General features: G+C 59.5%; 20 protein-coding genes. 1 reads left to right on the top strand and 19 read right to left on the bottom strand.

Features of this window, described 5'->3' with window-relative positions; all coding sequences use genetic code 11:
* The gene (locus J2P76_RS03280; RefSeq protein ID WP_207404437.1) at window positions 1–1,347 is read left to right on the top strand and encodes an aminotransferase class I/II-fold pyridoxal phosphate-dependent enzyme; all 1,347 of its coding nucleotides are present in this window, start codon (window positions 1–3) and stop codon (window positions 1,345–1,347) included.
* A 14-nt stretch (window positions 1,348–1,361) separates the two neighbouring features.
* On the opposite strand, the gene J2P76_RS03285 is transcribed toward J2P76_RS03280, so the two are convergent.
* From J2P76_RS03285 to recG, 19 genes are all read right to left on the bottom strand, one after another.
* Window positions 1,362–2,594 carry a capsule biosynthesis protein gene (locus J2P76_RS03285; protein WP_207404439.1) on the bottom strand — a complete coding sequence of 411 codons (1,233 nt, stop codon included), beginning with the start codon at window positions 2,592–2,594 and terminating at the stop codon, window positions 1,362–1,364.
* 2 nt (window positions 2,595–2,596) lie between these two features.
* Window positions 2,597–4,642, bottom strand: coding sequence for a capsular polysaccharide biosynthesis protein (locus tag J2P76_RS03290; protein WP_242697277.1), 2,046 nt, complete (start codon window positions 4,640–4,642; stop codon window positions 2,597–2,599).
* Window positions 4,643–4,711: 69 nt separating this feature from the next.
* On the bottom strand, window positions 4,712–5,767 hold the full coding sequence (pseI, locus tag J2P76_RS03295; RefSeq protein WP_207404441.1) for a pseudaminic acid synthase: 1,056 nt from the start codon (window positions 5,765–5,767) through the stop codon (window positions 4,712–4,714).
* An 8-nt stretch (window positions 5,768–5,775) separates the two neighbouring features.
* Window positions 5,776–6,294: a UDP-4-amino-4,6-dideoxy-N-acetyl-beta-L-altrosamine N-acetyltransferase gene (pseH, locus tag J2P76_RS03300; RefSeq protein WP_347565285.1), complete on the bottom strand. Its 519-nt coding sequence runs from the start codon at window positions 6,292–6,294 to the stop codon at window positions 5,776–5,778.
* Window positions 6,291–7,385 carry a UDP-2,4-diacetamido-2,4,6-trideoxy-beta-L-altropyranose hydrolase gene (pseG, locus tag J2P76_RS03305; protein ID WP_242697278.1) on the bottom strand — a complete coding sequence of 365 codons (1,095 nt, stop codon included), beginning with the start codon at window positions 7,383–7,385 and terminating at the stop codon, window positions 6,291–6,293. The genes pseH and pseG overlap by 4 nt, the downstream gene beginning before the upstream one ends.
* Before the next feature lie 5 nt (window positions 7,386–7,390).
* Window positions 7,391–8,083 carry a pseudaminic acid cytidylyltransferase gene (pseF, locus tag J2P76_RS03310; RefSeq protein ID WP_207404444.1) on the bottom strand — a complete coding sequence of 231 codons (693 nt, stop codon included), beginning with the start codon at window positions 8,081–8,083 and terminating at the stop codon, window positions 7,391–7,393.
* Window positions 8,080–9,240 (bottom strand): UDP-4-amino-4,6-dideoxy-N-acetyl-beta-L-altrosamine transaminase, encoded by a 1,161-nt coding sequence (gene pseC / locus J2P76_RS03315; protein ID WP_207404445.1) that lies wholly within the window; start codon window positions 9,238–9,240, stop codon window positions 8,080–8,082. The genes pseF and pseC overlap by 4 nt, the downstream gene beginning before the upstream one ends.
* Before the next feature lie 2 nt (window positions 9,241–9,242).
* Window positions 9,243–10,241, bottom strand: coding sequence for a UDP-N-acetylglucosamine 4,6-dehydratase (inverting) (gene pseB, locus J2P76_RS03320; protein WP_207404446.1), 999 nt, complete (start codon window positions 10,239–10,241; stop codon window positions 9,243–9,245).
* A gap of 45 nt (window positions 10,242–10,286) precedes the next feature.
* Window positions 10,287–14,198 (bottom strand): hypothetical protein, encoded by a 3,912-nt coding sequence (locus tag J2P76_RS03325; protein ID WP_207404447.1) that lies wholly within the window; start codon window positions 14,196–14,198, stop codon window positions 10,287–10,289.
* Window positions 14,199–14,241: 43 nt separating this feature from the next.
* On the bottom strand, window positions 14,242–14,898 hold the full coding sequence (locus J2P76_RS03330; RefSeq protein WP_207404449.1) for an ABC transporter ATP-binding protein: 657 nt from the start codon (window positions 14,896–14,898) through the stop codon (window positions 14,242–14,244).
* The gene (locus J2P76_RS03335; protein ID WP_207404451.1) at window positions 14,895–15,680 is read right to left on the bottom strand and encodes an ABC transporter permease; all 786 of its coding nucleotides are present in this window, start codon (window positions 15,678–15,680) and stop codon (window positions 14,895–14,897) included. The genes J2P76_RS03330 and J2P76_RS03335 overlap by 4 nt, the downstream gene beginning before the upstream one ends.
* A 9-nt stretch (window positions 15,681–15,689) precedes the next feature.
* Window positions 15,690–16,796, bottom strand: a complete 1,107-nt coding sequence (locus J2P76_RS03340) for a polysaccharide biosynthesis/export family protein (protein ID WP_207404452.1) — start codon at window positions 16,794–16,796, stop codon at window positions 15,690–15,692.
* Between the two features lie 16 nt (window positions 16,797–16,812).
* Window positions 16,813–17,919 carry an ABC transporter permease gene (locus tag J2P76_RS03345; protein WP_207404454.1) on the bottom strand — a complete coding sequence of 369 codons (1,107 nt, stop codon included), beginning with the start codon at window positions 17,917–17,919 and terminating at the stop codon, window positions 16,813–16,815.
* A 217-nt stretch (window positions 17,920–18,136) separates the two neighbouring features.
* Window positions 18,137–19,699, bottom strand: coding sequence for a sulfatase-like hydrolase/transferase (locus J2P76_RS03350; RefSeq protein ID WP_207404455.1), 1,563 nt, complete (start codon window positions 19,697–19,699; stop codon window positions 18,137–18,139).
* Window positions 19,692–20,444 (bottom strand): SDR family NAD(P)-dependent oxidoreductase, encoded by a 753-nt coding sequence (locus J2P76_RS03355; protein ID WP_207404457.1) that lies wholly within the window; start codon window positions 20,442–20,444, stop codon window positions 19,692–19,694. Before J2P76_RS03355 ends, J2P76_RS03350 begins: the two co-directional genes overlap by 8 nt.
* Window positions 20,445–20,472: 28 nt before the next feature.
* On the bottom strand, window positions 20,473–21,555 hold the full coding sequence (locus J2P76_RS03360; protein WP_347565286.1) for a phytanoyl-CoA dioxygenase family protein: 1,083 nt from the start codon (window positions 21,553–21,555) through the stop codon (window positions 20,473–20,475).
* A 70-nt stretch (window positions 21,556–21,625) separates the two neighbouring features.
* The gene (locus J2P76_RS03365; RefSeq protein WP_207404458.1) at window positions 21,626–22,129 is read right to left on the bottom strand and encodes a Dps family protein; all 504 of its coding nucleotides are present in this window, start codon (window positions 22,127–22,129) and stop codon (window positions 21,626–21,628) included.
* A 187-nt stretch (window positions 22,130–22,316) separates the two neighbouring features.
* A complete protein-coding gene (locus tag J2P76_RS03370) occupies window positions 22,317–23,261 on the bottom strand; it encodes a LysR substrate-binding domain-containing protein (protein WP_207404460.1) in 945 nt (314 codons plus the stop codon).
* Between the two features lie 55 nt (window positions 23,262–23,316).
* The gene (gene recG, locus J2P76_RS03375) at window positions 23,317–25,308 is read right to left on the bottom strand and encodes an ATP-dependent DNA helicase RecG (protein ID WP_242697452.1); all 1,992 of its coding nucleotides are present in this window, start codon (window positions 25,306–25,308) and stop codon (window positions 23,317–23,319) included.
* Between the last annotated feature and the right edge of the window lie 65 nt (window positions 25,309–25,373).

Below are 25,373 nucleotides of genomic sequence, written 5' to 3' on the forward strand. Positions count from 1 at the left end.
GTGAGCAACACCAAGAAAGGACTGCCGGGCCTGTCCGCCAGCATCAAGGACAAGCTTATCCAGCAAGCCCTGGAACGCAAGCTGCGCCAGGCCGGGCAAGAACAGGGGCAGCGCGCCCTGTCCCCGGCGCTGGGGCGCAAAAGCGCCATCCCGGAAGAGTTCTATCGTTTCGACCTGCATCCCGGCTACCGCCAGTTGCGCATCATGAACGAAGGCGCCGCCCGCATGGGCGTGCGCAGTCCCTTCTTCAAGCTGCACGAAGGCACCGCCGGCGCCGACACCAGGATCGGCGGCAAGAGCTACGTCAACTACGCCAGCTACAACTACCTGGGCATGTCGGGCGACCCGGCCGTAGTGCAAGCTGCCAAGGATGCCATCGACCGCTATGGCACTTCGGTGTCGGCCAGCCGCCTGGTTTCGGGCGAACGGCCCATTCACCGTGAGCTGGAACGCGCTCTGGCCGAGATGTACGAGGTTGAAGAAGCCGTCACGTTTGTCAGCGGCCATGCCACCAATGTATCTACCATCGGGTACCTGTTCGGCCCGCGCGACCTGATCCTGCACGACGAACTGATCCACAACAGCGTGTTGCAGGGCACACAGCTGTCCGGCGCGCGGCGCCTGCCCTTTCCGCACAACGACTGGGCCGCCCTGGATGCCATTCTGGAAGACCAGCGGCGCCAGTTCGAACGGGTGCTGATCGTGCTGGAAGGCATCTACAGCATGGACGGCGACTTTCCCGACCTGCCGCGCTTTGTCGACATCAAACGGCGCCACAAGGCGTTCCTGATGGTGGACGAAGCCCATTCGCTGGGCGTAATGGGCAAGCGCGGCTACGGCATCCGCGAGCACTTCGGGCTGGCGGGGAAAGACGTGGACATCTGGATGGGCACCCTGAGCAAGACCCTGGCGGGGTGTGGCGGCTATATTGCCGGCGAAGCCGCTCTGGTCGAGCACCTGAAATTTCTGGCGCCGGGGTTCCTGTACAGCGTGGGAATGCCGCCCAGCGTGGCCGCGGCGTCGCTGGCGGCCTTGCGGCACATGCAGGGCCATCCCGAACGCGTTTCGACGTTGCAGACTCGCGGCAAGTACTTCCTGGAACTGGCAAAGTCGGCCGGCATCGATACCGGCAGCAGCTCGGGACTGGCCGTGGTGCCGGCCATCACTCAAAGTTCGCTGAAGGCGGCACGATTGTCGGCCGCGCTATTCGAACGGGGCATCAACGTGCAGCCCATTCTGTACCCCGCGGTGCCCGAAAAATCGGCGCGGCTGCGCTTTTTCATGTCCTGCCGCCATACGGAAGAACAGCTGCGCAGCACGGTCGACATGCTCAGCCGGGAACTGTAACGCCGGCCCCGCTGTCAGGCGACGGGGCGCGCCTGCTGCGCAGGCTCGGTCAACCGCGCCACCGCGTGGTGTGTCGCCAGGGCGATTCCGCCAGTCGAATAAAACCCGCCGTTCAATTGGGTGTGGTGGATCACCACGTTGCGAAACGCCGAGAACAGCTTCTTGTCCGGCACATGGCGTTCCCGCCAGAACACCTGCAGCGGATCCTGGAACGTCAGCCCGGGCATATCGTAGATGGCCTTGCCCAGCGCAATGGTGCTGCAGCCGTGCAGTATGGCCGAGGCTCCGGTAGTGCTATTAATGGTGACAACGCCACGCGCGCTGTCCAGCAGCGGCGGCAAGGCGCCGTTTTCAATATAGAACACCCGGTCGGCCAGGCCCAGCTGCTTGCTCATGGCGGCGATCATCTTGCCGTAATTGACCAGGCCGGGGTCGAGCGGATGCGCCTTGACCAGCAGCCGGCAAGGCTGCGGGGCATGCGCGGCGAATGACTCGACAATGTGCCGCAACGCGTCGGCCACGCAACCGAACGGGGAATGGAAGCGCACCTGCGCGTCGGTGTTGATCTGCAGGGGGAACAGGAAGAACGGCCGCTTGTCGGCCTCGGCCATCACGCGCCGCAAGACCGCCGCGTCGCCCCTGGCCCGTGCCTGCAGGCGCACGCCGCGACGCACATACGACAGGTACTCGGTTGCCGGGTTGTACGGCACGTGGCTGGATACGCCACGATGCAGCATCGGGTTCAGCCCGGCCCAGAAGTTGTAGCCTACGTCATAAGCGGCCCGGCGCCAGAATGGCGCGGCAAACGGTTCGCCGTTGCCGTAAGCGGGCAAAGCGCGCGCTTGCTCCCGGTACCACGCGGGGTCGCGCGACAGCCGGGAATTGCCATTCACGCCGTCGCGCTCCAGCGTCACCCAATAGGGGCGGAAGTAGCCCTCTTCGAACACATGGACGTGCAGGCCCAGCTGCCTGGCCAGGGCGATGGCCGGTTGATGTACCGGGCGGCAATCGCCGAACAGCACGATGTCCGTGGTTCCGTGGCGCGCATACTCGTCGGCGTAGAACTGCGGCAGCGCATGCATGGGCCCGCGGTACGACACCGCATTGCCCTGCCCCCAATAGATGCGGTCGCCCACCGTGAAGTTGACCTTGCGCACGGCATGGCCCTGCTGGCGCAGCGCCTGCCCCAGCCTGGCAAAGAATGGCGAGCACACGCCCTGGAGGAAAAGGTAATTGCGCGCCGTCATCGTCAGAACTTGACAGTGAAACCGCACTGCAGCCACAGCCATATCTTGCGCCACAGCCGGTACGACGCGCTCATGGACAGCGCCTGCTCGCCGCGCCCGGCGATGATCGCATTGCGCCGGCGGGCCAACTGGTTGATGGTTGCCTCGCAGGTGGTGTAGCCCTTCAGCACCGGGTCCCAGTACACCGGATAGTGCAGCAGCGTACCGGCCACCAGTTCATCCAGGCTCAGCGTGCGATCGCGGCGGGCCATGGGCAGCTTGTCGGCGGTCAGGCCCCAGCCCGCATAAAAGGGGCGTCCATGCACCACCACCCGCTTGCCTCGCAGCAGCGCGTCGAACCCCGTCAGCGAGGTCATGGTATGGACCTCATCGCAGGCCTCGATGCAGCTGACCACCGAGCAGGACGTTTCGACCGTATCCGCATACTGCATGGCCCTGCGCAGGTGCATGCGGCCGGCCCGGTTGCGGGCCCGCACGTCGGGATGCGGTTTATAGACGATGTACGCGTCCGGATATTCCGCGCGAGCCGCCTGCAGCAGGCCCAGGTTGCTGCGCACCTCGCCGCAGCCGTAACGGATCGAGGCGTCGTCTTCCACCTGCCCCGGCACCAGGATGATGCGCTTGCCGCCGGCCTGCCAGGCCGGCGTACGGCGCTGTTCGATGTTGTACTTCGTCAGCCCCAGTTCGACGATCGACTGCCGGATGGCGCGAGCCCGGCTCAGGTCGGCGGGGCTGAATACACGCTGATTCAACAGGTTTTCAAGATCGCTGGGCTGGCGCGGATCGAAATACATGCCGCTGCCGTCCAGCACCAGTGACAAGGGCGGCACGAAATCGGACCCCAGGCCCACCGAACGCAGAAAGCCGTCTTCCATGCGCAGCAACCGGGCGCCCGCTTGCCGGGCCAGGCGCAGCACCTGCTCGGCGGGGTCGCTGCCCCAGACCACCAGGCGGTCCTGCGGGCCTGGGGCCAGCCGGGCGGCCGCCCGGGCATTGCGCACGAAATGCACCCGCCGCGCATCCAGGCCCAGGAACCCGCGTACATTGCGCGCCTTCCAGCGGCGGAAGCCGACCGCGATCGAGCGGCCCTGCATATGCTCGGCCATGAGCTTCTGGCGCGCCAGCCAGTCGATGGCATCGAAAATATTGCCTTCGCCGTGCGTGGCCGGATCCAGATAGCGGCTGTAGTGGAAATACGCCGCCGCGAACAGCTCCTGCACGGAGCGCCGGCGCGTGCGGTGCGCACAAGGCTGGCGATCGTCGGTAACGCCCCAGCCGGCGTACCAGGGCGTGCCGAAGCAGGTCACCGGCTTGCCGGCCAGCAAGGCCTCGAAACCCAGGTGCGACGTGGCGACATAGACGCGGTCCATGTGCGGCACCAGGCTCATGGGGCTGACCGGTTCCGTTATCGGCACGACCCGGGCCATGCGCGGCAATGACGAGTAGTAGCCCCGCTTGGCGCCGCCGCTGACCTCCGGGTGCGTCTTGACGTAGACCGTGGCGCCGGGGTTCTCGTCCAGCGCGGACGCCAGCATGCGTTCGAACGTGGCCGCGTCGGCCCCGCCATGCACGATCGCGGCGTCATCGAGCGTCTGGTCCACCACCAGCACCCTGCCCCGGTCCGCGGCACCCAGTGCGCCGGCCTGCAGCGACGGCGCGGCATTGTATTTGCCCAGCTGCGCCCGGCAGATCAGATCGCGTGCCTGTGTGCAGGCCTCTTCGATGCCGCGCAGCAAATCCGCATCGGAATTCAGCAGCGTCTCGAGGGAACTGCCGCTATCGGCCGCGTAGTAGATGCCAGCGCGGTCGACCACCAGCGACAACGACGGCGCGCGCCGGCCTGGCGCATAAGAACGCAGGAAGCCGTCCTCGAGCGCCAGGTACGGCAGCGACCTGCGCGCGGCGTAAGCGCGCGGCCAGCGCGTGGTGGGCCGCCAGCCCCAGCCGGCGATCGCATCCAGGTGGCGCGCAGGCGCCAGCCAGTGCCACAGATGCAGGCGGCGCACATCCGCCCGCAGCAGCGCCCGCACAGATAACTGGGCGGCCATGCGTCTGGAGAAAATCCCGATCATAGGCCCGAGAACGCCGGAAGCGCGGATTTCGGCATACTGCCGCGGCTAGCCTTGCAGGTCTTCCGCGCGCACGGGGGTATTGGCCGCGATATCCCGGCCCGCCTTGCGCCCGATGACGGCGTCCAGTTGCTTGGGCGGCAGCCCGAACCCCGGGCGCACGCTGCGCACGGCATCTTCTGTGATGGTCTCTCCGGCTCGCAGAGGCTTGATGAAGTACAACGAACGGCGAAACTGCGCGTTGCCCTGTTCGCTGGACTTGCGGCCGTAATCGACCTTGCCCAGCGCCTGCCATGCCGTCCGGCTGTCGCGGCACAGCGCCGCCAGATCCGCCGGTTCCAGCGAAAAGCTGTCATCCGGCCCGCCGCCGCTGCGATCCAGCGTGAAGTGCTTTTCGATCAGCGACGCGCCCAGCGCGACGCTGGTTACGGCAGTGGTATTGTCCAGCGTATGGTCCGACAGCCCTGTCACCAGGCCGAAGCGCTGGATCATGTCAGGCACCGTGCGCAGGTTGTAGTCCTGGGCCGGCGCGGGATAGCCGCTGACGCAATGCAGGATGGCAAGCTGTGTGCAACCGCCGGAACGGGCGGCGTCGATGGCTTCCTGGATCTCTTCGTCGTCGGCCATGCCGGTGGAAATGATCATGGGCTTGCCCTTGCCGGCCACATAGCGGATCAGGGGCAAATCCACCGCCTCGAACGACGCGATCTTGAATGCCGGAGCATCCAGCCTGTCCAGCAAATCGGCGGCGGTGCGATCGAACGGCGAACTGAAAATCGGTATGCCGACTTTACGCGCATGCTCGAACAGGGGCTCGTGCCATTCCCAAGGCATGTGCGCTTCCTGGTATAGCTGATACAGCGTCTTGCCGTCCCACAGCCCGCCGCGGATCTGAAAATCCTCTGTATCGGCGTTCAGGGTAATGGTGTCGGCAGTGTAAGTCTGCAGCTTCACCGCATCGGCGCCCGCCTTCTTTGCCTCGTCGATCAGGCGCAAGGCCACATCGAGGCGCCCATTATGGTTGGCGGATACCTCCGCAATCACATAAGGCGGGTCTTCCTGGGAAATTCTTCTACCGGCAATGGAAATATGGGGAATGCTCATAGTTTCACTCACAAAGGCTTCCATTCATGGCTCAACAGGCCGAACACCACAATTGAGCAATACGTTTCACCATCGAAGTGCTGATCACGCAGCACCCCTTCCTGGCGAAACCCCAGGCGGCCATGGAAATTGACAGACCGTTCATTGAATTCCAGCGCTTCCCCGCAGACCTTGTGCAGGCCCAGCGGGCCGAATGCATGACCGAGCACGGCGCGCCCCAGGCGCATGCCAGTGCCGCGCGGCGCGTCGGGCGCAACGTAAAAACCCCATTCGGCAATTGCCCCTGCGCTGGCGACACTCAAGTTGGCGAACCCCACAGGCTGGCCATCGGCTTCGAATATCAGCAAATGTTTGCGGGCATCCGCCGAGGCGCGCTGGAACCAGGCGGCGTGCTCCTCCAGGCTGATTTCGTGCGTTGTGTACATGAAGCGCCGGATCTCGGGATGATTGCGCCAGGCCAGCACCCGCGCCAAGTCGTCCGCCCGCATCCGGCGCACGCTATCGCCGCGGCTGATTTCGCTGTTCACGACCGCTCCTTCATCAAACCGGCCACACGGGCGGCGCCCAGGCCATCGCACACACGGCTGGCCATATCGCTGGCCGCATGCAAGACCCGCGCGTCGGAAAACTCGGCCAGGATGCCGGGCAGGCGCTGGGCGATGTCCGGCGGGCCGCCAATCAATCGCACCGCCCCGGCTTCGCCCAGGGCCTGCGCGCTGGGCAGTTGATTCTCGGCCAGCACAAGCAGGGCCGTGGGCAGCCCCAGGCAGCAACGTTCCCAAGAGGTGCTGCCGGCCGCCCCGATCGCCAGGTCGCTATCTGCCATGCGGCGTGCCATGTCCCGCACATTCAAGACAACCTCGGTCGGCCTGCGCATCGACGACGCCCGGGCCTTGACCGCATCGAGCCATGGCGCGGCAGCCCCCATGACCACGGTTATCTGGCATGCATCGGGCAGCGTGCCTTCCTCATCCAGCACTTTCAGTACGGCTTCCGTGGCATTGTGCTGGTCGACGCCGCCCAAGGTGACCAGCACGCGGCCGATGGAGCCAGCCGCCCGGCGCCGCTGCAGACTGTCCTGGCGAGCCTGCGCAAATTCCGGACGCAGCAGCGCGTATTCAGGGCCGGCCAGCACCACGCAATCTGCCGGGACCAGCGGCCGGTAGTCGTCCGGATCCCGTCCCAGCGTCTGGTCCAGCAACAGATTGCACACATGCCGTCTGTCGGCCAGGTCGTCGATGGCCAGCAGGCGCGCGGCAGAAGACTGCAATCGGCTTTCCCATTCCTGGTCCAGGCCATAGTGGTCGACCACCAGCCAATCCGCGGAAAAATCACGCAGTTGCTCGTACGTTTGCGCGGCATCGTCGGCCTGGCTGGCGCCCACCCACTGCGCATGCGCCAACGCCGAAGGCGAAGGCGGCATGGCGGCGCCGGCCGGCAGGCCGCGGGCGTCGAACCCTTCGGCGCGGATGTAGTCGACAAGATGGCCTTCATGCTGGCGGCAGACAAAACGGCACTGGGCGCCGCCCGCGGCCAGCAGGCGAGCCAGCGTCAGGCACCGCATGACATGGCCGGTGCCGATACCCAGCGACGCGTCCGTACGGAATGCGACTTTCATGCCCATCACTCTTGCTCGCGCATGGCCCTGAACAGCCATTCGGCGCGCGTCCAGTCTTCAGGCGTGTCGATATCCTGGACGCGATGCCGGGGCAGCAGCACGGCCGCGGCGGCAGGGCTGAAAATCACCTTGCCCTGCAGCCACGCATCGGCCTGCCCCCAATAGAACTGGCCCGCATCATGGAAGGCCTCTTCCAGATCCTGGGAGCGGGTCGTGAAATGCTCCGGACTGAACATCCCGACGCGGCCGTCGCCGGACAGGCGCAGCGCCCGCTGTATGGGAAACGCATAACTGGTAACCGAAAAGGCGTAGTCCGCGCCCGTTTCCCGCAGCACCTGCAAGCCCCGCTGCAAATCCTGCGCCCGCACGAACGGCGCCGTGGCATACAGGCAGCACACCTGCTCCACCGATTCGCCCTGGTCGCGAAACCATTGAACGGCATGGCGCACCACGGGAATGGTGCCGGTGTGGTCGTCCGATAACTCGGCCGGCCGCAAGAACGGCGCCGTGGCGCCATTGGCCTGCGCCACCGAGGCGATTTCCGGATCGTCGGTCGAGACGACCACCGCATCGAAACATCCGCTGTCCAGCGCCGCTTCGATCGACCAGGCCAGCATGGGCTTCCCGCAGAACTCCCTGACGTTCTTGCGGGGAATGCGCTTGCTGCCCCCTCTTGCGGGAATGACGGCCAGCTTCACGCTTGCACCGCCCGGCGCACGGCATTGACGACCTCATCCTGCTGCGCGAAGGTCATGGTCTGGAACATCGGCAGGCTGATCGCCTCGGCGTAATAGCGTTCGGCCTCAACGAAATCGCCCGGCTTGAACCCCATTTTCTGGTAGTACGGCTGCAGATGGACCGGGATGTAATGCAGGTTCACGCCGATGCCCTGCTCGCGCAAGGAATCGAATACTTGCCGGTGCGTGGCCCCGATCTTATCGAGCGACAAGCGGATCACATACAAGTGCAAGCCCGAATATCCGTCGCCGTGCTGCCACGGCGTAGCCAGCGGCAGGCCGGCCAGCAGCTCGTCGTAGCGGCGCGCCAGTTCGTGGCGCCGCGCCACATAGGCATCCAGGCGTTGCACCTGGCTGACGCCCAGCGCCGCCTGCAGCTCGGTCATGCGGTAATTGAAGCCCAGCGCCACCTGCTGGTAGTACCACCCGCCGTCGGGCGCGTGGGTCATTAGCGCCGGATCGCGCGTGATGCCGTGACTGCGCAGCAAAGCCATCGCATCGGCCAGATCCTTATTGTTGGTCAGCGCCATGCCGCCTTCGGCCGTGGTGATGATCTTCACCGGATGGAAGCTGAAGACGGTAATGTCGCTATACCGGCAATTGCCGATGAACTCGCCTTTGTACTTCCCCCCGATGGCATGGGAAGCGTCTTCGATAATCTTGAAACCGTACTGCCGGCCCAGCGCATGGATGGCCTCCATGTCGCAGGGTTGGCCGCAGAGGTGCACCGGCACCACCACCTTGGGCAGCTGGCCCGCCTGCCTGGCGGCTTCCAGCTTGGCCATGAGCGCCTCGACGCTGATATTGTAGGTACGCGGATCGATGTCGACGAAATCGACCTCGGCGCCGCAATACAGCGCGCAATTCGCCGACGCCACGAAGGTAACGGGCGTGGTCCACAGGCGGTCGCCCGGCCCCAGCCCCAACGCCAGGCACGCGATATGCAGCGCCGAGGTGGCGCTGTTGACCGCATAGGCGTATTCGGCGCCCACGTGCTCCGCCACCCGCTTTTCAAACAGGGGCACCTGAGGCCCCTGCGTCAGAAAATCCGATTTCAGCACGCCAACAACAGCATCGATATCAGCCTGGGTAATGTCCTGCCGGCCGTACGGAATCATGGTCAGATACTCCCGATCTTCGCGCGATTGACCTCGATCCAATTCTGCAGCTGCTGATCGCTCATCCAATCGGAATTATTGTCGCTCGCGTAGACAAAGCCTTCCGGTACGCGCTTGCCGTCCTTGATGCGCTCGGGCGACGTCGACCAGCCATTGATGGCGGGCAGGATCTTGTAGTGCTCGGGGTACTCGTACGTATGGAAGGAATCCTCGGAGCCGATCATCTGCTCGTGCAGTTTTTCGCCAGGACGAATGCCCACGACTTCCTGCCTGGCCTCCGGCGCCACCACGCGCGCCAGGTCGGTGACCTTCATCGACGGGATCTTCTTCACGTAGATTTCGCCGCCCACCATATCGTCGAAAGCGTGCCAGACCAGTTCAACGCCCTGCTCAAGCGAAATCATGAAACGCGTCATGCGCTCGTCGGTGATGGGCAGCACGCCCTTGTCTTTGATCGACATGAAGAACGGGATCACCGAGCCACGCGAGCCCATCACGTTGCCGTACCGCACCACGGCAAAGCGCGTGCCATGTTCGCCCGAATATGCATTGCCCGCGACGAACAGTTTGTCCGATGCCAGCTTGGTGGCGCCATACAGATTGATGGGGCTGCTGGCCTTGTCCGTGGACAAGGCCACCACGCGCTTGACGCCCTTGTCGATGCACGCGTCGATGAGATTCATCGCGCCATCGACGTTGGTCTTCACGCACTCGAAGGGGTTGTACTCGGCGGTCGGAACGATCTTGGTCGCCGCTGCGTGCACGACATAATCCACGCCATCCAATGCCCGATAGAGACGCTCCCGATCCCGCACGTCGCCGATGAAGAAGCGCACCCGGGAATCGTCATGGAACTTCTTGGCCATGTCCCACTGCTTCATTTCATCGCGGGAAAAGATGATGATTTTTTTTGGACCATATTTTTTAAGGGTCATTGGCACAAAGGTATTACCAAAAGATCCCGTGCCGCCCGTGACCAAAATGGTCTTATCACTCAACATACCGCTCTCCAAGTAAGCCATGTTACGTATAACGATTAATAAATATCAGTGCGCCAACTCGAGCTTCTCAACCAGCTGGCGGGCGATCTTCCTCATCGCTGGATCTCCCTCTCGCAAGAACTCCGCAATCTTTTCAGTTCTCCATTGCGGCACGCCAACATTATCATTCGTCAATTGGCGTTTAGAATACTGGTTAATCGTAGAGATTTCATCCGTGCCTAAATAGCACATCAAAAATGCTGCCTTCTTTCTAGTTAGAGCATCAGGCTCAGGGTAATCTAAGCCCAATAGAAATCGCTCATAATCTTCTCGATTTTTTGGATACATCAACTCAACTGGGTAGTCGTGCCGGCCGAAATGCGAAGTCATAATCACCGGAATGCCCTGAGCAGTCAATTCCAAGCTACTCGATCCGTTATAAAGAATTGCAAGGTCCAAATATGGGGCCAGCGCATGCCCATTGATATCCTTATGTCCCAAAACGCGGACATTATTTGGAATATCTACGGCAATCAAGTCACTCAGCTTTTCAACTAGATCCAAGGCAATTTCCGGACGCAGCTCATGAGGGTGGGGTTTAACGAGCAGGTAAATATCTTCGCTGCGTCCACTGATTTCAATCGTGTGGTTCAGCCAATCAGCCATATCTTCATGCGCGGGGCCACCATCATATGGCACATTCAAATCCACGGGGACCTTCCCAAATGCGCAGACGATCTTCTTACCCTGCTGCTTCAGAACCTTCAATTGCTCGACAATTGCCAACTCACTACTATTATCTGTTGAGCCCACGCGATTCACATTAATGAGCGCAGCCGCTTTCTCAAGGTACGTCGGAATATCGTTGCTTACTGCAAACCAAGCTTCAAAGTCGCTCTTTTTCGCCATGAACGGCGCGCGAACATTGGGATGCAATGTCATGTCGGTAACGCACATGGTGTTGGCAAACTTGCTTCCCAGATTCGAGAAATATGCCTCATACGCTACATTGCAGTTGACAAACCCCATCAACGGATGGCTTTTGTGTCGTGCAAAATCGCGAAAAATCGAGAATGGTGTCACATGTGTATTTCCGGACACAAACGTAAAAGGAATTCCTCTTTCACCCAGTGCTGAAAAAATTCGCTTGGCGACAGTCAGACATGTATCAGCTCTTTGAAGTGATTGCCTGAACTCTCGTTCGACAAAGGGCATATTTATGTCTACATGGAAGCGCCGGCAAAAGGTCGACAACCGCTCATAGAACCCTTGATAGAAGTTTATTCCGTCGGCCTTGATAATTTTTCTATTCCAATCTATTTCCCATTCATTCGCAAGATGAGGATATGAAAGATCCAACGGAATGACGCCCGCAAACTGATCAATAAACTCTAGTCCAGTTGGCTCTGCTGCGGTCATTCCCTCCGTAAGATTGATAACGGCATAGCCCAACCGCTTAGCTTCCACCAAGCTGGGGACCATCATTGCGAGTGTATTAAAGCAAGTTTGGGACGCTAGAAAAATCACTCCGCGCGGTAGCTTTGGCTGAGGCACGGCGCCCAATATTCGACTCGACTCTTCGCAGAAGCTCAATTTCTTAATTTCAGTCTCGAGGCTTGCGCGTTTTGCCACTGTTTTCGCCATGCGGGCCAATTCTTCATAGGCCATGCGAGATCTATTGAACAATCCCATTTCACGCAAAACCCGGGCATAAACACCCAAAGCCTTCTCTCCACGTTGAAAATCCACGGGAGATCGTTGGTACAACGCCATGAACTCTTTGGTCTTTTTTTCGGACCGCAGCAAAAAGAGCTGCAGCAAGGTATTCGTATCGCTGTCAATCCAGTTAGAGAGTACGTCCAATATTTCTCGCGCGGACGAAAGCTCTCGACACCGAATAAAGTACCTCAGCAGTGCAATAATTTCGACTGTACGATAGCCTTTCGGAGATTTATCCGTCCCCAATTGGCTTTGGAGTTCAGTAAAGTCCGCATATGATTTCAGTACTGCATGTTTGTCGTCTATGACGATTCCATACTGAATGCGATTGAAAATTGCATCAATTGGCGAAGGATATTTTATATCCAGCCCTTTCAAATACTCCTCGGCGGCACTGAGCCGCAGACGATATCGGAAATCGCTGTCCCTCTCCGATCGACTTGGCTTCAGGTGCATGACCTGCGCCAAAACACGAAATTGAAGCCGGTCGAACCCGCAATGCTGCGATTCGCGAATATGGTCATGAAAGGTTTTATGCCTATCGTGCACATACAGCTGAGGCCGCTCATTTAGCAACTTCAAGCGATTCAATAGAGTAGATATTTCGCGATACTGCAGGTTGAACGAGAGAACCTTTGTATAGTTCTTCACTATACCGATGAAGTTTTCGTCACGCTCGGGGATATCAGCTATATATTCAGAAATTTCCGGAGCATGGGAGATGACCCTACCACTTGATTTCAGAAGTGCCTGTGTCACGCTGTATAAAAACACTTCCAACAGGCGAGTGTCCTTGCTAATTCTCTCAGCACCCGCCGCAAGCAATTTCAAGCACCGGTCGGTATAGGTTATCAAAGCATCATAGTTGGCGCTGGAAATCAACAGAAAACTGATTTGCGCGTAGTCCTCAAGCCGAAAATCCTCGCCGATGCAGTCGAGTATTTTTCCTGTCTCCCCTGCGGCAGCCTGGCCGGTGCTCTCAAGGTATCCCAGCAATCGCATCGGAGCCGACAACCGACTCATGTGCGGCTTGCATTTGGCAAAAAGCTGATTATCATTCAGCTCGAAAATATCTTTATGCTTCAGAACCTCTACAATAAAATAGCTAGCAATATCTTCGAACGACGAATGCACATTACCAAGCGGGTGAATATATTTTGGATACACCAAATATGCACCGGCAAAAAGTTGTGGCAGCGTCAATTTGCGATTGCGCCGGCGTGATGGCACCTTGGCCCGATCGTCGGTCAATCCCCAGTTGGAATAAAACGAAACTCCAAAAGTAGAAACCTTCTTGCCAAAAACCAGCGCTTCGAAGCCTACTAAAGAGGAAATGGTATATATCTCGTCCACGATATTGAACATTTCGTAAACGCTAACTTCGGGCGGCACAACCGCGCATATATCCTCAAATGCAACTTGACGCTTCTTTTTACGGATACCTACCCAATAATCAGGGTGGGGCCTGAAATATATATCAGCCTCTGGATGGTCTTTTCGTGCCTGACGAACCAAATCTAAGTTTGTCTTGACTACTGCTCGACTCTTCTTGATGGAGGCGTCGTCCTCCACCTGGCCCACCACTAAAATAGCGTAGCGACCACTCGTGGTGAATGGAAGAGTAGATTTGTAGGGATCGAGGTCATAGTACTTGGTGAGGCGAGCATCTCGCATAAGTTGCAAGCCCGCCTCTGCACGTACCAACAATTCTTGATCCGCCTCGAAGTCAAAAGTACTTAACAGGCGCTCCAGTTCAGAGGGGCGTTCTCCGTTGAAATAAATGCCGACCGAATCGACACATACGGAAGCTGGCCGTGTATGCAACAACCCTCCTCCCATAGAGCGGAGAAACCCGTCTTCAATCGTGAAGAGAGGGATCGTGCGTAGCATTGGAATAGGGAAAATACCGAGAAAACGGGCTGTGGCGTAACCCCGCGCTCGACGGGGCAATTTAATGCCCCAACCGACAAACCCACCGATTTCCGCTCGAGGGACCTGTTTCAACAAGTCTCGCTTCACTCGATAAAAAGACGCTTTGCCCCTAACAAAAGCAGTTCTATAGTCAGAGAAAAAATCACTATAGAATTGGCGTTTCCACGGATTAAATCCAAAAAAAACAAGAATCGGAAGAGATTCGTTGTCTCGCCAATTCCGGCCAATGTACTCGACAGACGAGCGGGCCCATAGCCTGTACCAGTGCAGGTAAATACGCCCTCTTAACGTCAAGTATTTTTTCTTGAGGAACTCAACTATAGCCATTTAATCCCTAACCCATACTCGGAGATGTCAAATATCCAGGCCATTAAAGAGCCAGATATGCTTGTATGCCTGCTTCTACATCCTCATAGGGAATCAATTTCCCCCCTTCAACGAGGATAAGATAGTCACATAGCCTGCGGATTTGGTTCATCCCATGAGTGACGAGAATGATTTTTGCACCGTCTATACGCGTCTTGAACGCATCCGTAGCTTTATTACGAAAATGAGCGTCGCCTACCGACAGTGCCTCATCAACTAAATAATAATCAAAGTCAAAAGCAAGGCTCAATCCGAACCCCACTCTGGCCTTCATTCCTGATGAGTAGGTCTTTACAGGCCGGTCAAAGTGGGGGCCAATTTCGGCAAAGTCCTCTACTAGTCGAACTTTGTCCTTGATCTCTTCTGTCGACTTTCCGTATACCCGGCAAATAAATTTGACATTATCTCGACCGCTAAGTGACCCCTGGAACCCCCCGCTCAAACCTACTGGCCACGATATGCTAGCTTGGCTATGGACACGACCGGAGTCCGGCATATCCAGCCCACCAAGGAGACGCATAAGAGTAGATTTGCCTGCCCCATTTCTACCGATTATCCCGATGTTTTTTCCACTAGGAATAACGAAATCAAGGTCTCTAAAAACATAATAACGCCCATTGTTCGTTCTATATGATTTCGTCACGTTCTCGATAGCGATCATATGGCCACCAAACGATCTCTCTTCAATCGCAAAAGCATTAATCCAGAAAACAGCAACACCAGTGCTATCTTCAACGGGTAGGTCACATCGATCCCTGGAACAAAAGGGTAATTTTCAAAAACGTGACGCCTCATTATGTCGATGATGTGCAGATACGGATTCCACAACAGCCAACCCAGTATTTCTGGAGGAAGAATCCAGATTGGGAATATAACACCGGATAGCAGATACATAGGGAAGAACATTAACCGGATAAAATACTTTATGTCCGGAAATAACTCACCCAAGACGCAGAGATTAAGACCGATCCCGAACGACAGCAATATACCTACCGCGAGCGTGCCTCCCCATCCCAGCGGAGCTACGATCCCTACGTCATAACCCCAGAAGAAGCCGAGGAAAAACATCATAAGAACGTAGACACATGCCGCAATTATTATTTCGACGACGGCCCGAGAGACAATAGTATCAAGCGGTTTAATTTGCTTATACGAGAACAGCGCACGATTGGAGGATATGGCTTCCATCCCTTTAAAATATATATTTCTAAACAGAAGAAATGGAATAATGCCCGATGCCAAAAAGACGGCCGCATCGATGCCTGGGATATGCTTTCCCCGCACATACACGCTGATCAGCAACAATATAGAGACATGCGCAAACGGCTCAAAGAGAACCCAGAAAGCGCCAAATCTCTTGATGCTCAAGCGCGTTCGCATCTCGCGCAGCACCAACGCTAGCAACACGGACCGAACGATCTGAAGGGAGGTCCTCTTGTGCATAACCGTCACTTAGAGGTTGTCAAGGGTACGGCCAAGTACCAGAACCTGCACAATGGGTGAAATAATCTTCTGCCATTCATACACAGCAGCATTTGTCACGTAAATTGCATCCTCGGGCTGCACCAAGAACTGCCGCGCCAAGAACATGGCTTCCGGCTCTTTCAAATTAAGGCGGAACACTTCGGCCTGCGGCTTAGTCGCCCCGCTTCCAGCGTCCTTCCCTTCGATCAGGCGAAACACGAATACGCCAGCGGCATCTGCCTTGGCTTCGTTCAATCCTTTTACGCTGCCTAATACTTCTAGCAGGCTTGGATTGTTTGACGGTAAGTCGTGCAGACCAGGGTCGCCCACCGCGCCCATAGCCACAAATCTTTTGCGGGCGCGCTCCAGGACAATCTCGGCACCAGGCGGCACAATTTGATTTTTCCCGGACAACAAATCTTGGTAATTGTATGCATACGACTTCTCTCCTGTACGAACTACCACCCGGATGAGATGGGGTTCTAGCACAGGTCCGCCTGCGCGATTGATAGCATCCAGAAGAGTCAGGGGTCCCTCTAAGGCGGAAAATCTGCCGGGTGCTTTTACGGCTCCTGCAACTAATACAGACCCGGATAAGTCGCCAGTAAGCCCAACCTGTACCTGTACATCAGTAGTGATGCCTTTTAACTTATCGCGTATAAGCTTTTCCACTTCCGGCAGCGTCTTCCCTTTGACCCGTTCGTGACCTACATAGGGAAGTGATATCGTCCCAGTACTGTCAACCCGCACGTTTTCAAAAATTGTTCCACCAGTAGCCAGAGGCGCAAACAACGCTCCTTCCATAGCGCTATCTGCAATCATGATGCGCATTACATCACCCGGAACCAACCGAATTTCCGGCACGGTTGGCAGCGCAACAGAAGTATCTGGCTCTTGCTCCTGTGGGCGCATGTAGGGAGCAATCGTTTCTGCACTCAGATCGATCAGCCTGTAACTCTGACCATCTTCATTGCTCATCACAGCATGACGCGAAGGGCCGGCGGACGATAGCAAGCTGCCACATCCGGCAAGCAACAGTGGCGCACATAGCGCAGATGTACGAAAAATGCTGCGGAAATTTGTAGTGGCATTCATAGTTTTTGCGCAAAAATTAATCGCGATGATCTTCGATAGCAGCAATCACGAAGCGAGCAATGCCGTACACCAATAGCAGCGCGATCAGCAAGGTGATCAAGTTATAGATACGCTGCGGATAAATGGAGTCGTCAGGAAGATTGGGCGACACCACGGTTACAAGGCTGCGCAATTTTTTGCTGGCTTCTATGCGAGCTGACTCCACTGAGCTGACCGCAAATTTATAAGCCTCCTCCGCAATAGCCGCATCAATGGTGAGATTGCGGTATTGGGACGCCACCACGTTTAACTTGTCGCCCCCCTTTTCAGATACCAGACGCCGTGTTTCCGCAGCAAGTTGTTGTTCTAAAGCTTGGATGCGATTACGTTGCTGCCGAACTTGCGGAGTATTCGAGTTCAGCATGGCCAGCAAGCCTTTCAGGGTCGTCCGCTCCTTCGTCAGATTTGCTTCCAGCTCTGAGATAACTTCAGCTCGCGCACGGGCAGACGCTTCGGCATCCAACATATGACTAGTACTTTGAAAAGTCAGCAGTGCTTCACGCCGCTCTTCATACACTTTGCGAGCATTAGCGAGTTCACTTTGCGCAAAAGCCATCTGCTCCCGCGCCATCTTGTGTGAAAGCTCGTTTACGAAACGCTCGCTTTCTCTTAGCATGATGCTGAGTGTTTGTTTGGCAAAATCAGGATCAAATGCCTCGACGCTGATACTCAACAAACCTGTTTGCTCATCGAAATGAGCTGTCACTATGCGCTGATAATATGTCAGCACGTCTTCTCGCGGTGCATCCCCCCTCAGCCAGTACAACGGGTCGCGCCAACGGGCGGCATAGTGCTCCGACCAATTCAGTTTTTCCTGGAGCACATTAAGCATATCCTGCGAAGTCAGAAACTCGCGCAAGTAGAGTGTCTCTTCACGTGAAGTAGGATTCAGGCCACTGAGCATGACCGCCAAGCCAGGGATCTGCGGCGTTTCGTTGTTTCCGACCTGGCGTACCGCCACCTGGGCCACGCTGACATACCGGTCGAGCGCAAAGAAACTGTAATAAACCAGCGCCACCAGCATCGGAATACCAACGACCCAAACCATCAGGCGTTTGGACTTCAATTTCTCAAAATTTATCATCTTATATACGAAAACCCTACAAATTCCAGCGTTTCTGGTGGCTTTGTCGGATGCGGCCCTGTGGTTTGCCGGCCTATTATGGGCAAGCGCGAAATTGTACCGACATTAATTCCCTAAGCCATTACGTTGCCGTGCAAAAAGCACACAATTCCTTTATACATATTTCAATATGTATTTTTTACTTCCACAACTGAGCCCTAAGTAACTGCACTGGGGCTTATAAAACCGGCATTTTTGACGGCATCAGGCCAGCCGCCTTCAGGTACATGAATGCAAGGCGGCTGACATCGCACTCATGCTGCCCGCCCGATCGGCGACCGTCTGAGCGCCACAAGACATAGTCCGTCTCGCCTTGTGGGGCTCCCAGCCGGCAGTACACAGCAGGCATGATGGGGACATGATCGCCGAACAGGCAAAGTGCGGCCATGCGCGCCCTGCCCGCCAGAGCCCCTGCCAGTTCGCCCAGCATAAGATCGGCATTGCGCAGGTGGCGGGCATATGCCACCAGGTCGTCGCAGCCGGCCGGAACGGGCGCGCGGAGCGTGGCGGCCGTGTCTGCTTCCGTTACAGTTTCCCAATGCAGCGGCCCGTGATTTTCCATGGTGATGACATGGATGTATACGGGTTTACCCTTATCATCATTCAGCAACGACAGCACGTATTCGCCCAGCGCCCGGTCCCCCACGTAGGGCCCGTCGCGGGCAGCATCTGAAAATGCCTCGATGCCGATGAACTGGTCGAATCCCAGTAGCGGCAGGACGGTATTGCGACGGTAGAAACTGCGATGATAAGGGTGTACGCAAATAGTGCGATAGCCCAGCTGTTTCAGATGCAATGCCAGCGTCGGAAAGCCCTGCTGGGCCAACCGGCGATAAGGGTTGTATTGGTGTACGCCAAGATCGCCCGCCGCCATCCCCGATAAAAAGCTGAATTCAGTTCGCACCGTGTTGGCACCGCGGGCTGCAACGTTCAAAGTGCCGTGCTGAACCGATTCCGACTTCAGGCGATCGAAATTCGCCAGAATGTCTTCCCTCAGTTGAGGGTATATGCGGCGCGCATCGAAGAATGATTCGCTCTGGATCACCACCATGTCAGGCAACAAATCCGGCAAGGCCGTGGGCGGCGCCAGGCGTGCAAAAGGCGCGGCCTGGCGTATCGCACCGGTGGGCTGCCGTTCGGCCCGCCCATATGCCCACAGTGCCGCGGCCAGTCCCAGCCGGCGCAAGTCTTCGATAGCGTTGAAGTTCACTCTAGCGTGGCGCCCCGCCGCCAGCGCGCACGCCAGCCCCGCCGCAACGAGCAACGCCGTCTGAATGAAAAACCCCGCATGGCGCCAGGCGTCGCCGGCTGTCGTAGCTGTCATCGACGGCTCCCAGGACACGCCGGCCCACAGGGCAAAGGCATAGCCGCCAGCAGCTGCCAGCGCGCGCGCCAGGCCGAAAAACGGCAAATACAGCCTGGGGTGCTTGACCGCGTCGAGAAAATACTCGAAGTCCTGGAAAACAAACGGCTCTTCGAGGGCTTGATGCTTGGCATTGCTGACCAGAATGATCAACACCTGAATGGCCAGCACGTTGGCCGCGCCAAAGTATGGCCGCCGGAACAGAGCCAGCTCCAACCCGAACATCAGCGTCCATAACCCCAGGTGCACGCCCCACGCCCAGGCCGGACGGCGCCAGGGTGCCACGGGCCTCGGCGTCAGCAGAGCCTCGGCCAGCAAGGAAAACGCCAGGCCAAGCAGATATGCGGGCAGCACCGTCAGCCAGTAATTTTCAAGCACCGTAGCCCAACCTGCGCAATATCCATCCTGACACGGATGGATGAATGACAGACAGCAGAAAACATCCCAGATTCAGCGGAAATGGGAAGCTGATCCGGGCCCGATTGGCTCGCAGGCCGCGCCGGATCACGCGGGCAGCCCGCACCGCAGTCCATAGAAAGGGTTTGGGCCCAGGCATGTCGAAGCACATCTGCGATTCAACATAGCCTGGCATGATGACATTGAAGCGTATGCCTTCCGAAGCCAGGCCATCGCGCATGGCCTCGCCATAGACTTTGACGGCGGCTTTGCTGGCGCTATAACTGGGCGTCTCGGGCAATCCCCGCCACGCAGCCAGAGAACTTACCAGCGCGATCTGCCCGTGGCCACGCTCGCGCATGAATGGCAACACACCATGCACAGTGGCAAAGACGGCCTTGATGTTGACGTCCAGCAGTCCATGCACTTCGTGCCAGGTTTCTCCTTGGCCGCCGGGCCCCACATTGATATTGACTCCCGCATTCGCAATGACCAGATCAGGCGCATGCGCCTCGCAGATTCGCACCAGCCAGGCCATCAGGGCATCATGATCGCGCACATCCAGCGCGTGTGTCTCTACCTGCACCCCCTTGCGCCGGCAAAGCTCGGCCAGCTCGGCCAGGCGCTCTGTTCTGCGCCCCTGCAGGATCAGCGTGCCGGCGCCGGCCTCGGCGTACTCCAGTGCCAGCGCGCCACCAATGCCGCCAGTGGCGCCAGTAATCAGCACGCAGCGCGGCGGCTCCTGATTGCAGAGTTCAGTGGCTATGATCGCTCTCCGATGAAGGTGCTGCGCGGCGCCATGGATTGCGTGCCCAACCCAATTTTTCCATCATGTCCAAGGCCCGCCAGTAAATGGGTACCACGCGATCACGAAGGCCCGGCAATCCCTGTATATCCCAGCCCGTCCATGGCAGAAATGGATTACGGCGGCCGTAGGCCCAGATTTCGGCACGGGTGGAAGGATAGCGGCTTTGGCCGCGTGCATGGAAACCACTGGTATCCGCAACGATCAAGGTATTTTTCTTGACAAACAGGGCGCGTGGCGCTGCATACCCCAGCCGGGCTAATTCACGGGGCGTGATGCGCAACGACCCGCGGGAACTCATCCGATCTTGCCGGGTCGGCATTTGTAACGACTTGCGCCGCATCCAGGCCAGGCGGCGGCGATTCAGCCTGTGCGATCCAGGCACGTATATCAGCGGGCAATCATCCGGCCCTACGTCAGTCAGAAACAGCCAGGCCTTGACCGTTGGATGGAAAGTGTCGGAATGCAGCGCGGTTTGAGGATCGGACCGCCCCGGGCCCGCATGGGTGCATATCGACTGTATATAGTTCATTGGATAGCATCGCGATGCTGCCGCGTAGCTGAGCAGATTGCGCCATGGACGGCCTTGCAGGACTCGACGGGTGGCAGGCATCTGCCTGAGCACGCGGGCATCCAGCGCAACCCGCCGCGTGACCGCGCGGCCCTGCCGCATTTCGCGAGCTTCGCCGCCCATCCCGGCGATCTCGCGCTGTACGGCGGCGAATACATCCGCCGGAAGAAAATCCGGCTTCATGACATATCCTTGCCGGTCGAAATCCTGCCTGTCTTGCGCATCGAGCAGGTGCGCCAGTTTTTTACGCCGAAGGGCTGCCATGAAATGAGCAAGCCGGGCCCTCGCGACAAGCAGCCCCAGCTTGTTCAAAGCGAGGCTGCCGATCAGGGGATTGTCTTTGAACGATTTGGCGCTGGTGGCCAGCGCAGCTATCCACAAGGGCGCCATGAGCCAGCGCACAACCTTGCGGCCGAGCAGAGATATCTGGACAGGATATTGCCGAAAGTCTGGCTTTTTCACGGCACAAAATGCACGGCCGCCTTACGGCGGCCGGCAAACGTTTTTGTTGTCTGGCGCCCGAAGCCCCATTTTATTCAAGCAAGCTGCGCAGCATCCAGGCGTTTTTCTCGTGGATGTCCATGCGCTGGGTAAGCAGGTCGGCAGTGGGCTGGTCGTTGGCGCCGTCGGCCTTGTCGAAGGCGGCGCGGGCCGTCTTGGATACGGCTTCGTTGCCTTTGACCAGCAGGCGCACCATTTCCATGGCGTCGGGCACGCTGCCCGGCTCGGAAATGGACGAAAGCTTGGAAAACTCGCGGTAGGTGCCCGGGGCATGCACGCCCAGCGCGCGGATGCGTTCGGCGATGTCGTCCAGCGCGGCCCATTCTTCCGAATATTGCGTCATGAACATCTGGTGCAGCGTGTTGAACAGCGGACCAGTGACGTTCCAGTGGAAGTTGTGGGTCATCAAGTACAGCGTGTAGGAATCCGCCAGCACTTTGGAAAGTTCGCCCGCGATGGCGGCGCGATCTTTGTCGGAAATGCCGATGTTGATGCGAACGGCGGGGCTACCGGTGGCTTTGGACGACTTGGCCATGTAGTGCTCCTTTATTTAAGGATAAGGACGAAACAAGAATACCACTGGAACAAGACAAAAAAAGGTGGCGACTGGCGGGAATACAGGGCTGGTATTGCTTGGATACAAAACATGGGCCGGAGATATCTCGGTCAGGCGGTGTCTGGCACCCTGCGGGAGCCAGACACCCGGCTTGAGCCATCACCCTTCAAGTGGCCACTGCTTCTTTATCCAACATTTTCACCCCCGGCAATCCGCATTCATAAACTGCCTGCGCCAATGCCTCGATGGCGGCCAGGCGCGGGAAGCTGCGGCGCCAGGCAAGGACGACGCGGCGTTCGGGCGGGGCGCCCTCGAACGGCAGGTAGCGCAGCAGCGCCTTGGGCTGGGGCGCTTCGGGAACGGCGGTGACCGGCAGCACGGTCACGCCGATGCCGGCCGCCACCATATGCCGGATGGTTTCCAGCGACGACCCTTCGAAGGTGCGCTGGATGCCGTCGCTGGCCGCTGAAAAACGCGACAGTTCGGGGCACACTTCCAGCACCTGGTCGCGAAAGCAGTGGCCGGTGCCCAGCAGCAGCATGGTCTGCTGCTTCAGGTCTTCGGAACTGATGGCCGGGCGGTCGGCCCATTCGTGGTCGCGCGGCACGGCCACCACGAAGGGCTCGTCGTACAGGGGCTGGGTGACCAGGCCGGCCTCGGGCAGCGGCAAGGCCATGATGGCGCAGTCGATCTCGCCCTGGCGCAGCAATTCCACCAGGCGCAGGGTGAAGTTTTCCTGCAGCAGCAGCGGCATTTGCGGGGTGCGGGCGATCTGCATGGGCACCAGCCGCGGCAGCAGGTAGGGCCCGATGGTGTGGATCACGCCCACGCGCAGCGGGCCGGCCAGCGGGTCGTGCCCCTGGCGGGCGATTTCCTTGATGCTGGCGCTTTCTTCCAGCACCTTCTGGGCCTGCGTGACAATGCGCTGGCCGATGGCGGTAACGCCCACTTCGGCGCCGCCGCGCTCGAACAGGGTCACGCCCAGTTCGTCTTCCAGCTTGCGTATGGCCACCGACAAGGTGGGCTGGCTGACGAAACAGGCTTCGGCGGCACGGCCGAAATGCCGCTCGCGCGCGACCGCGACGATGTATTTGAGTTCGGTCAGAGTCATGGCGATACGTACCTTGCGTGGGACGGCCGCGGGAAGCGGAATGATGGAAAGGGTTTCATGTGCGCAGGAAGTCTTCGCGGCCGCGCATCCAGCGCGCCAGATGGGCCTGGACCGCCGCCGGATGCTCGGCGCGCAGCCAGGCGGCGGCCTCGCGCGCCTGCTCGGCAATGCCCACGTCGGACTCCAGGTCGGCAAAGCGCAGCAGCGTCACGCCGGACTGGCGCGTGCCCAGGAATTCTCCGGGGCCGCGCTGTTCCAGGTCGCGGCGCGCGATTTCGAATCCGTCGGATGTCTCGAACATGGCGCGCAGCCGCTGGCGCGCCACCTGCGACAGCGGCGTCTGGTACAGCAGCACGCATACTGATTCGGCGCTGCCCCGCCCTACCCGCCCGCGCAACTGGTGCAGCTGGGCCAGGCCGAAGCGCTCGGCGTGTTCGATGACCATCAGCGAGGCGTTGGGCACATCCACGCCCACTTCGATGACGGTGGTGGCGACCAGCAGGTCGATGTCGCCATCGCGAAACGCCTGCATCACGGCGGCCTTGTCGGCCTGCGGCAGGCGGCCGTGCACCAGGCCCAGCCGCAGGTCGGGCAGCTCGGCCTGCATGGCCTGGTAGGTGTCGACGGCCGTCTGCAGCTGCAGCGCCTCGCTTTCTTCGACCAGCGGGCAAACCCAATAGGCCTGCCGGCCTTCCCGCACCGCGTGCGCGATGTGGGCGATGACTTCGTCGCGCCGTCCGTCGGACACCAGTTTGGTGACCACCGGCGTGCGCCCGGGCGGCAGCTCGTCGATGACCGAGACATCCAGGTCGGCGAAGAAGGTCATGGCCAGGGTGCGCGGTATGGGCGTGGCGCTCATGTTCAGCTGGTGCGGCACAAGCTGGCCCTGCGGCGCCTCGCCCTTGCGGGTCAGCGCCAGGCGCTGGCCCACGCCGAAGCGGTGCTGTTCGTCGACGATGGACAGGCCCAGGCGGTGGAATTCGACATGGTCCTGGATCAGGGCCTGGGTGCCCACCACCAGCTGCACGCTGCCGTCGGCGGCGCTGGCCGCGGCCTGGCGGCGCACCTTGGCGGCCAGGCTGCCGCTTAGCCAGGCCACGTTCACTCCCAGCGGCTGCAGCCACGACACCAGTTTGCGGAAATGCTGTTCGGCCAGGATTTCGGTGGGCGCCATCAGCGCCACCTGCGCGCCGCAGGCGATAGCCTGGGCGGCGGCGATGGCGGCGACCACTGTCTTGCCGCTGCCCACGTCGCCCTGCAGCAGGCGGTGCATGGGATATGGCTTGGCCAGATCGGCGGCGATTTCCTGCACAACGCGCTGCTGCGCGCCGGTCAATTGGAACGGCAGTGCCGCGTACAGGCGCGCCACCAGGCCGCCCGGGCCGCCCCGCGCGGGCAGCGGCTCGGCCCGGATGCTGCGGCGGGCGGCGCGGGCGGCCGCCAGCGACAATTGCTGGGCCAGCAGTTCGTCGAACTTGATGCGGTGCCAGGCGGGGTGGCCGCGTTCGATCAGGTCTTGCTCGGAAACGCCGGGCGGCGGGGCATGCAGCAGGCGGATGGCGGGCGCGAACGGCATCAGGCCGTAGCGCTGCAACGCCGCCGGCGGCAGCGTGTCGTCCAGGTCGGCCTGCTGCAGCGCCTGGGCGATGGCCTTGCGCAGCGAAGGCTGCGACAGCCCGTCGGTGCTGGGGTATACGGGGGTCAGCGCATCGGGCAGCGGGCTTTCGGCGCTGCTCATGCGCGGATGCACGATTTCGCGGCCGAACAGGCCGCCGCGCACTTCGCCGCGCGCGCGCAGGCGGCGGCCAGTGGCCAGCTGTTTTTGCTGGCTGGGGTAGAAATTCAGCCAGCGCAACTGCAGTTCGCCGCTGTCGTCGGCCATCACGGCCGTCAGTTGGCGACGCGGCCGGTACAGGACTTCGCTGCGCAGGATCTCGCCTTCGACCTGGGCCGTGGCGCCCGGCCGCAGCGACGCGATGGGCACGATGCGGGTTTCGTCTTCGTAGCGCAGCGGCAAATGCAGAATGCAGTCTTCGGCCGTGACCAGGCCCAGGCTGTGCAGTTTGCGCTGCACATCTGTCAGTGCCCCCCCGGCGCCGGCGGCGGCGCCAG

It is taken from the genome of Bordetella petrii (assembly GCF_017356245.1).
GTDB classification, from domain to species: domain Bacteria; phylum Pseudomonadota; class Gammaproteobacteria; order Burkholderiales; family Burkholderiaceae_B; genus Bordetella_A; species Bordetella_A petrii_D.

Coding starts and splice junctions, on each gene's coding strand:
- pseI (WP_207404441.1), bottom strand. CDS start 5,767: ATGAGCATTCCCCATATTTCCATTGCCGGTAGAAGAATTTCCCAGGAA.
- J2P76_RS03370 (WP_207404460.1), bottom strand. CDS start 23,261: ATGACTCTGACCGAACTCAAATACATCGTCGCGGTCGCGCGCGAGCGG.
- J2P76_RS03330 (WP_207404449.1), bottom strand. CDS start 14,898: ATGATCGCTATCGAGAACGTGACGAAATCATATAGAACGAACAATGGG.
- pseB (WP_207404446.1), bottom strand. CDS start 10,241: ATGTTGAGTGATAAGACCATTTTGGTCACGGGCGGCACGGGATCTTTT.
- pseC (WP_207404445.1), bottom strand. CDS start 9,240: ATGATTCCGTACGGCCGGCAGGACATTACCCAGGCTGATATCGATGCT.
- J2P76_RS03345 (WP_207404454.1), bottom strand. CDS start 17,919: ATGATAAATTTTGAGAAATTGAAGTCCAAACGCCTGATGGTTTGGGTC.
- J2P76_RS03365 (WP_207404458.1), bottom strand. CDS start 22,129: ATGGCCAAGTCGTCCAAAGCCACCGGTAGCCCCGCCGTTCGCATCAAC.
- pseG (WP_242697278.1), bottom strand. CDS start 7,385: ATGAAAGTCGCATTCCGTACGGACGCGTCGCTGGGTATCGGCACCGGC.
- J2P76_RS03335 (WP_207404451.1), bottom strand. CDS start 15,680: ATGCACAAGAGGACCTCCCTTCAGATCGTTCGGTCCGTGTTGCTAGCG.
- J2P76_RS03325 (WP_207404447.1), bottom strand. CDS start 14,198: ATGGCTATAGTTGAGTTCCTCAAGAAAAAATACTTGACGTTAAGAGGG.
- J2P76_RS03340 (WP_207404452.1), bottom strand. CDS start 16,796: ATGAATGCCACTACAAATTTCCGCAGCATTTTTCGTACATCTGCGCTA.
- J2P76_RS03290 (WP_242697277.1), bottom strand. CDS start 4,642: ATGGCCGCCCAGTTATCTGTGCGGGCGCTGCTGCGGGCGGATGTGCGC.
- J2P76_RS03285 (WP_207404439.1), bottom strand. CDS start 2,594: ATGACGGCGCGCAATTACCTTTTCCTCCAGGGCGTGTGCTCGCCATTC.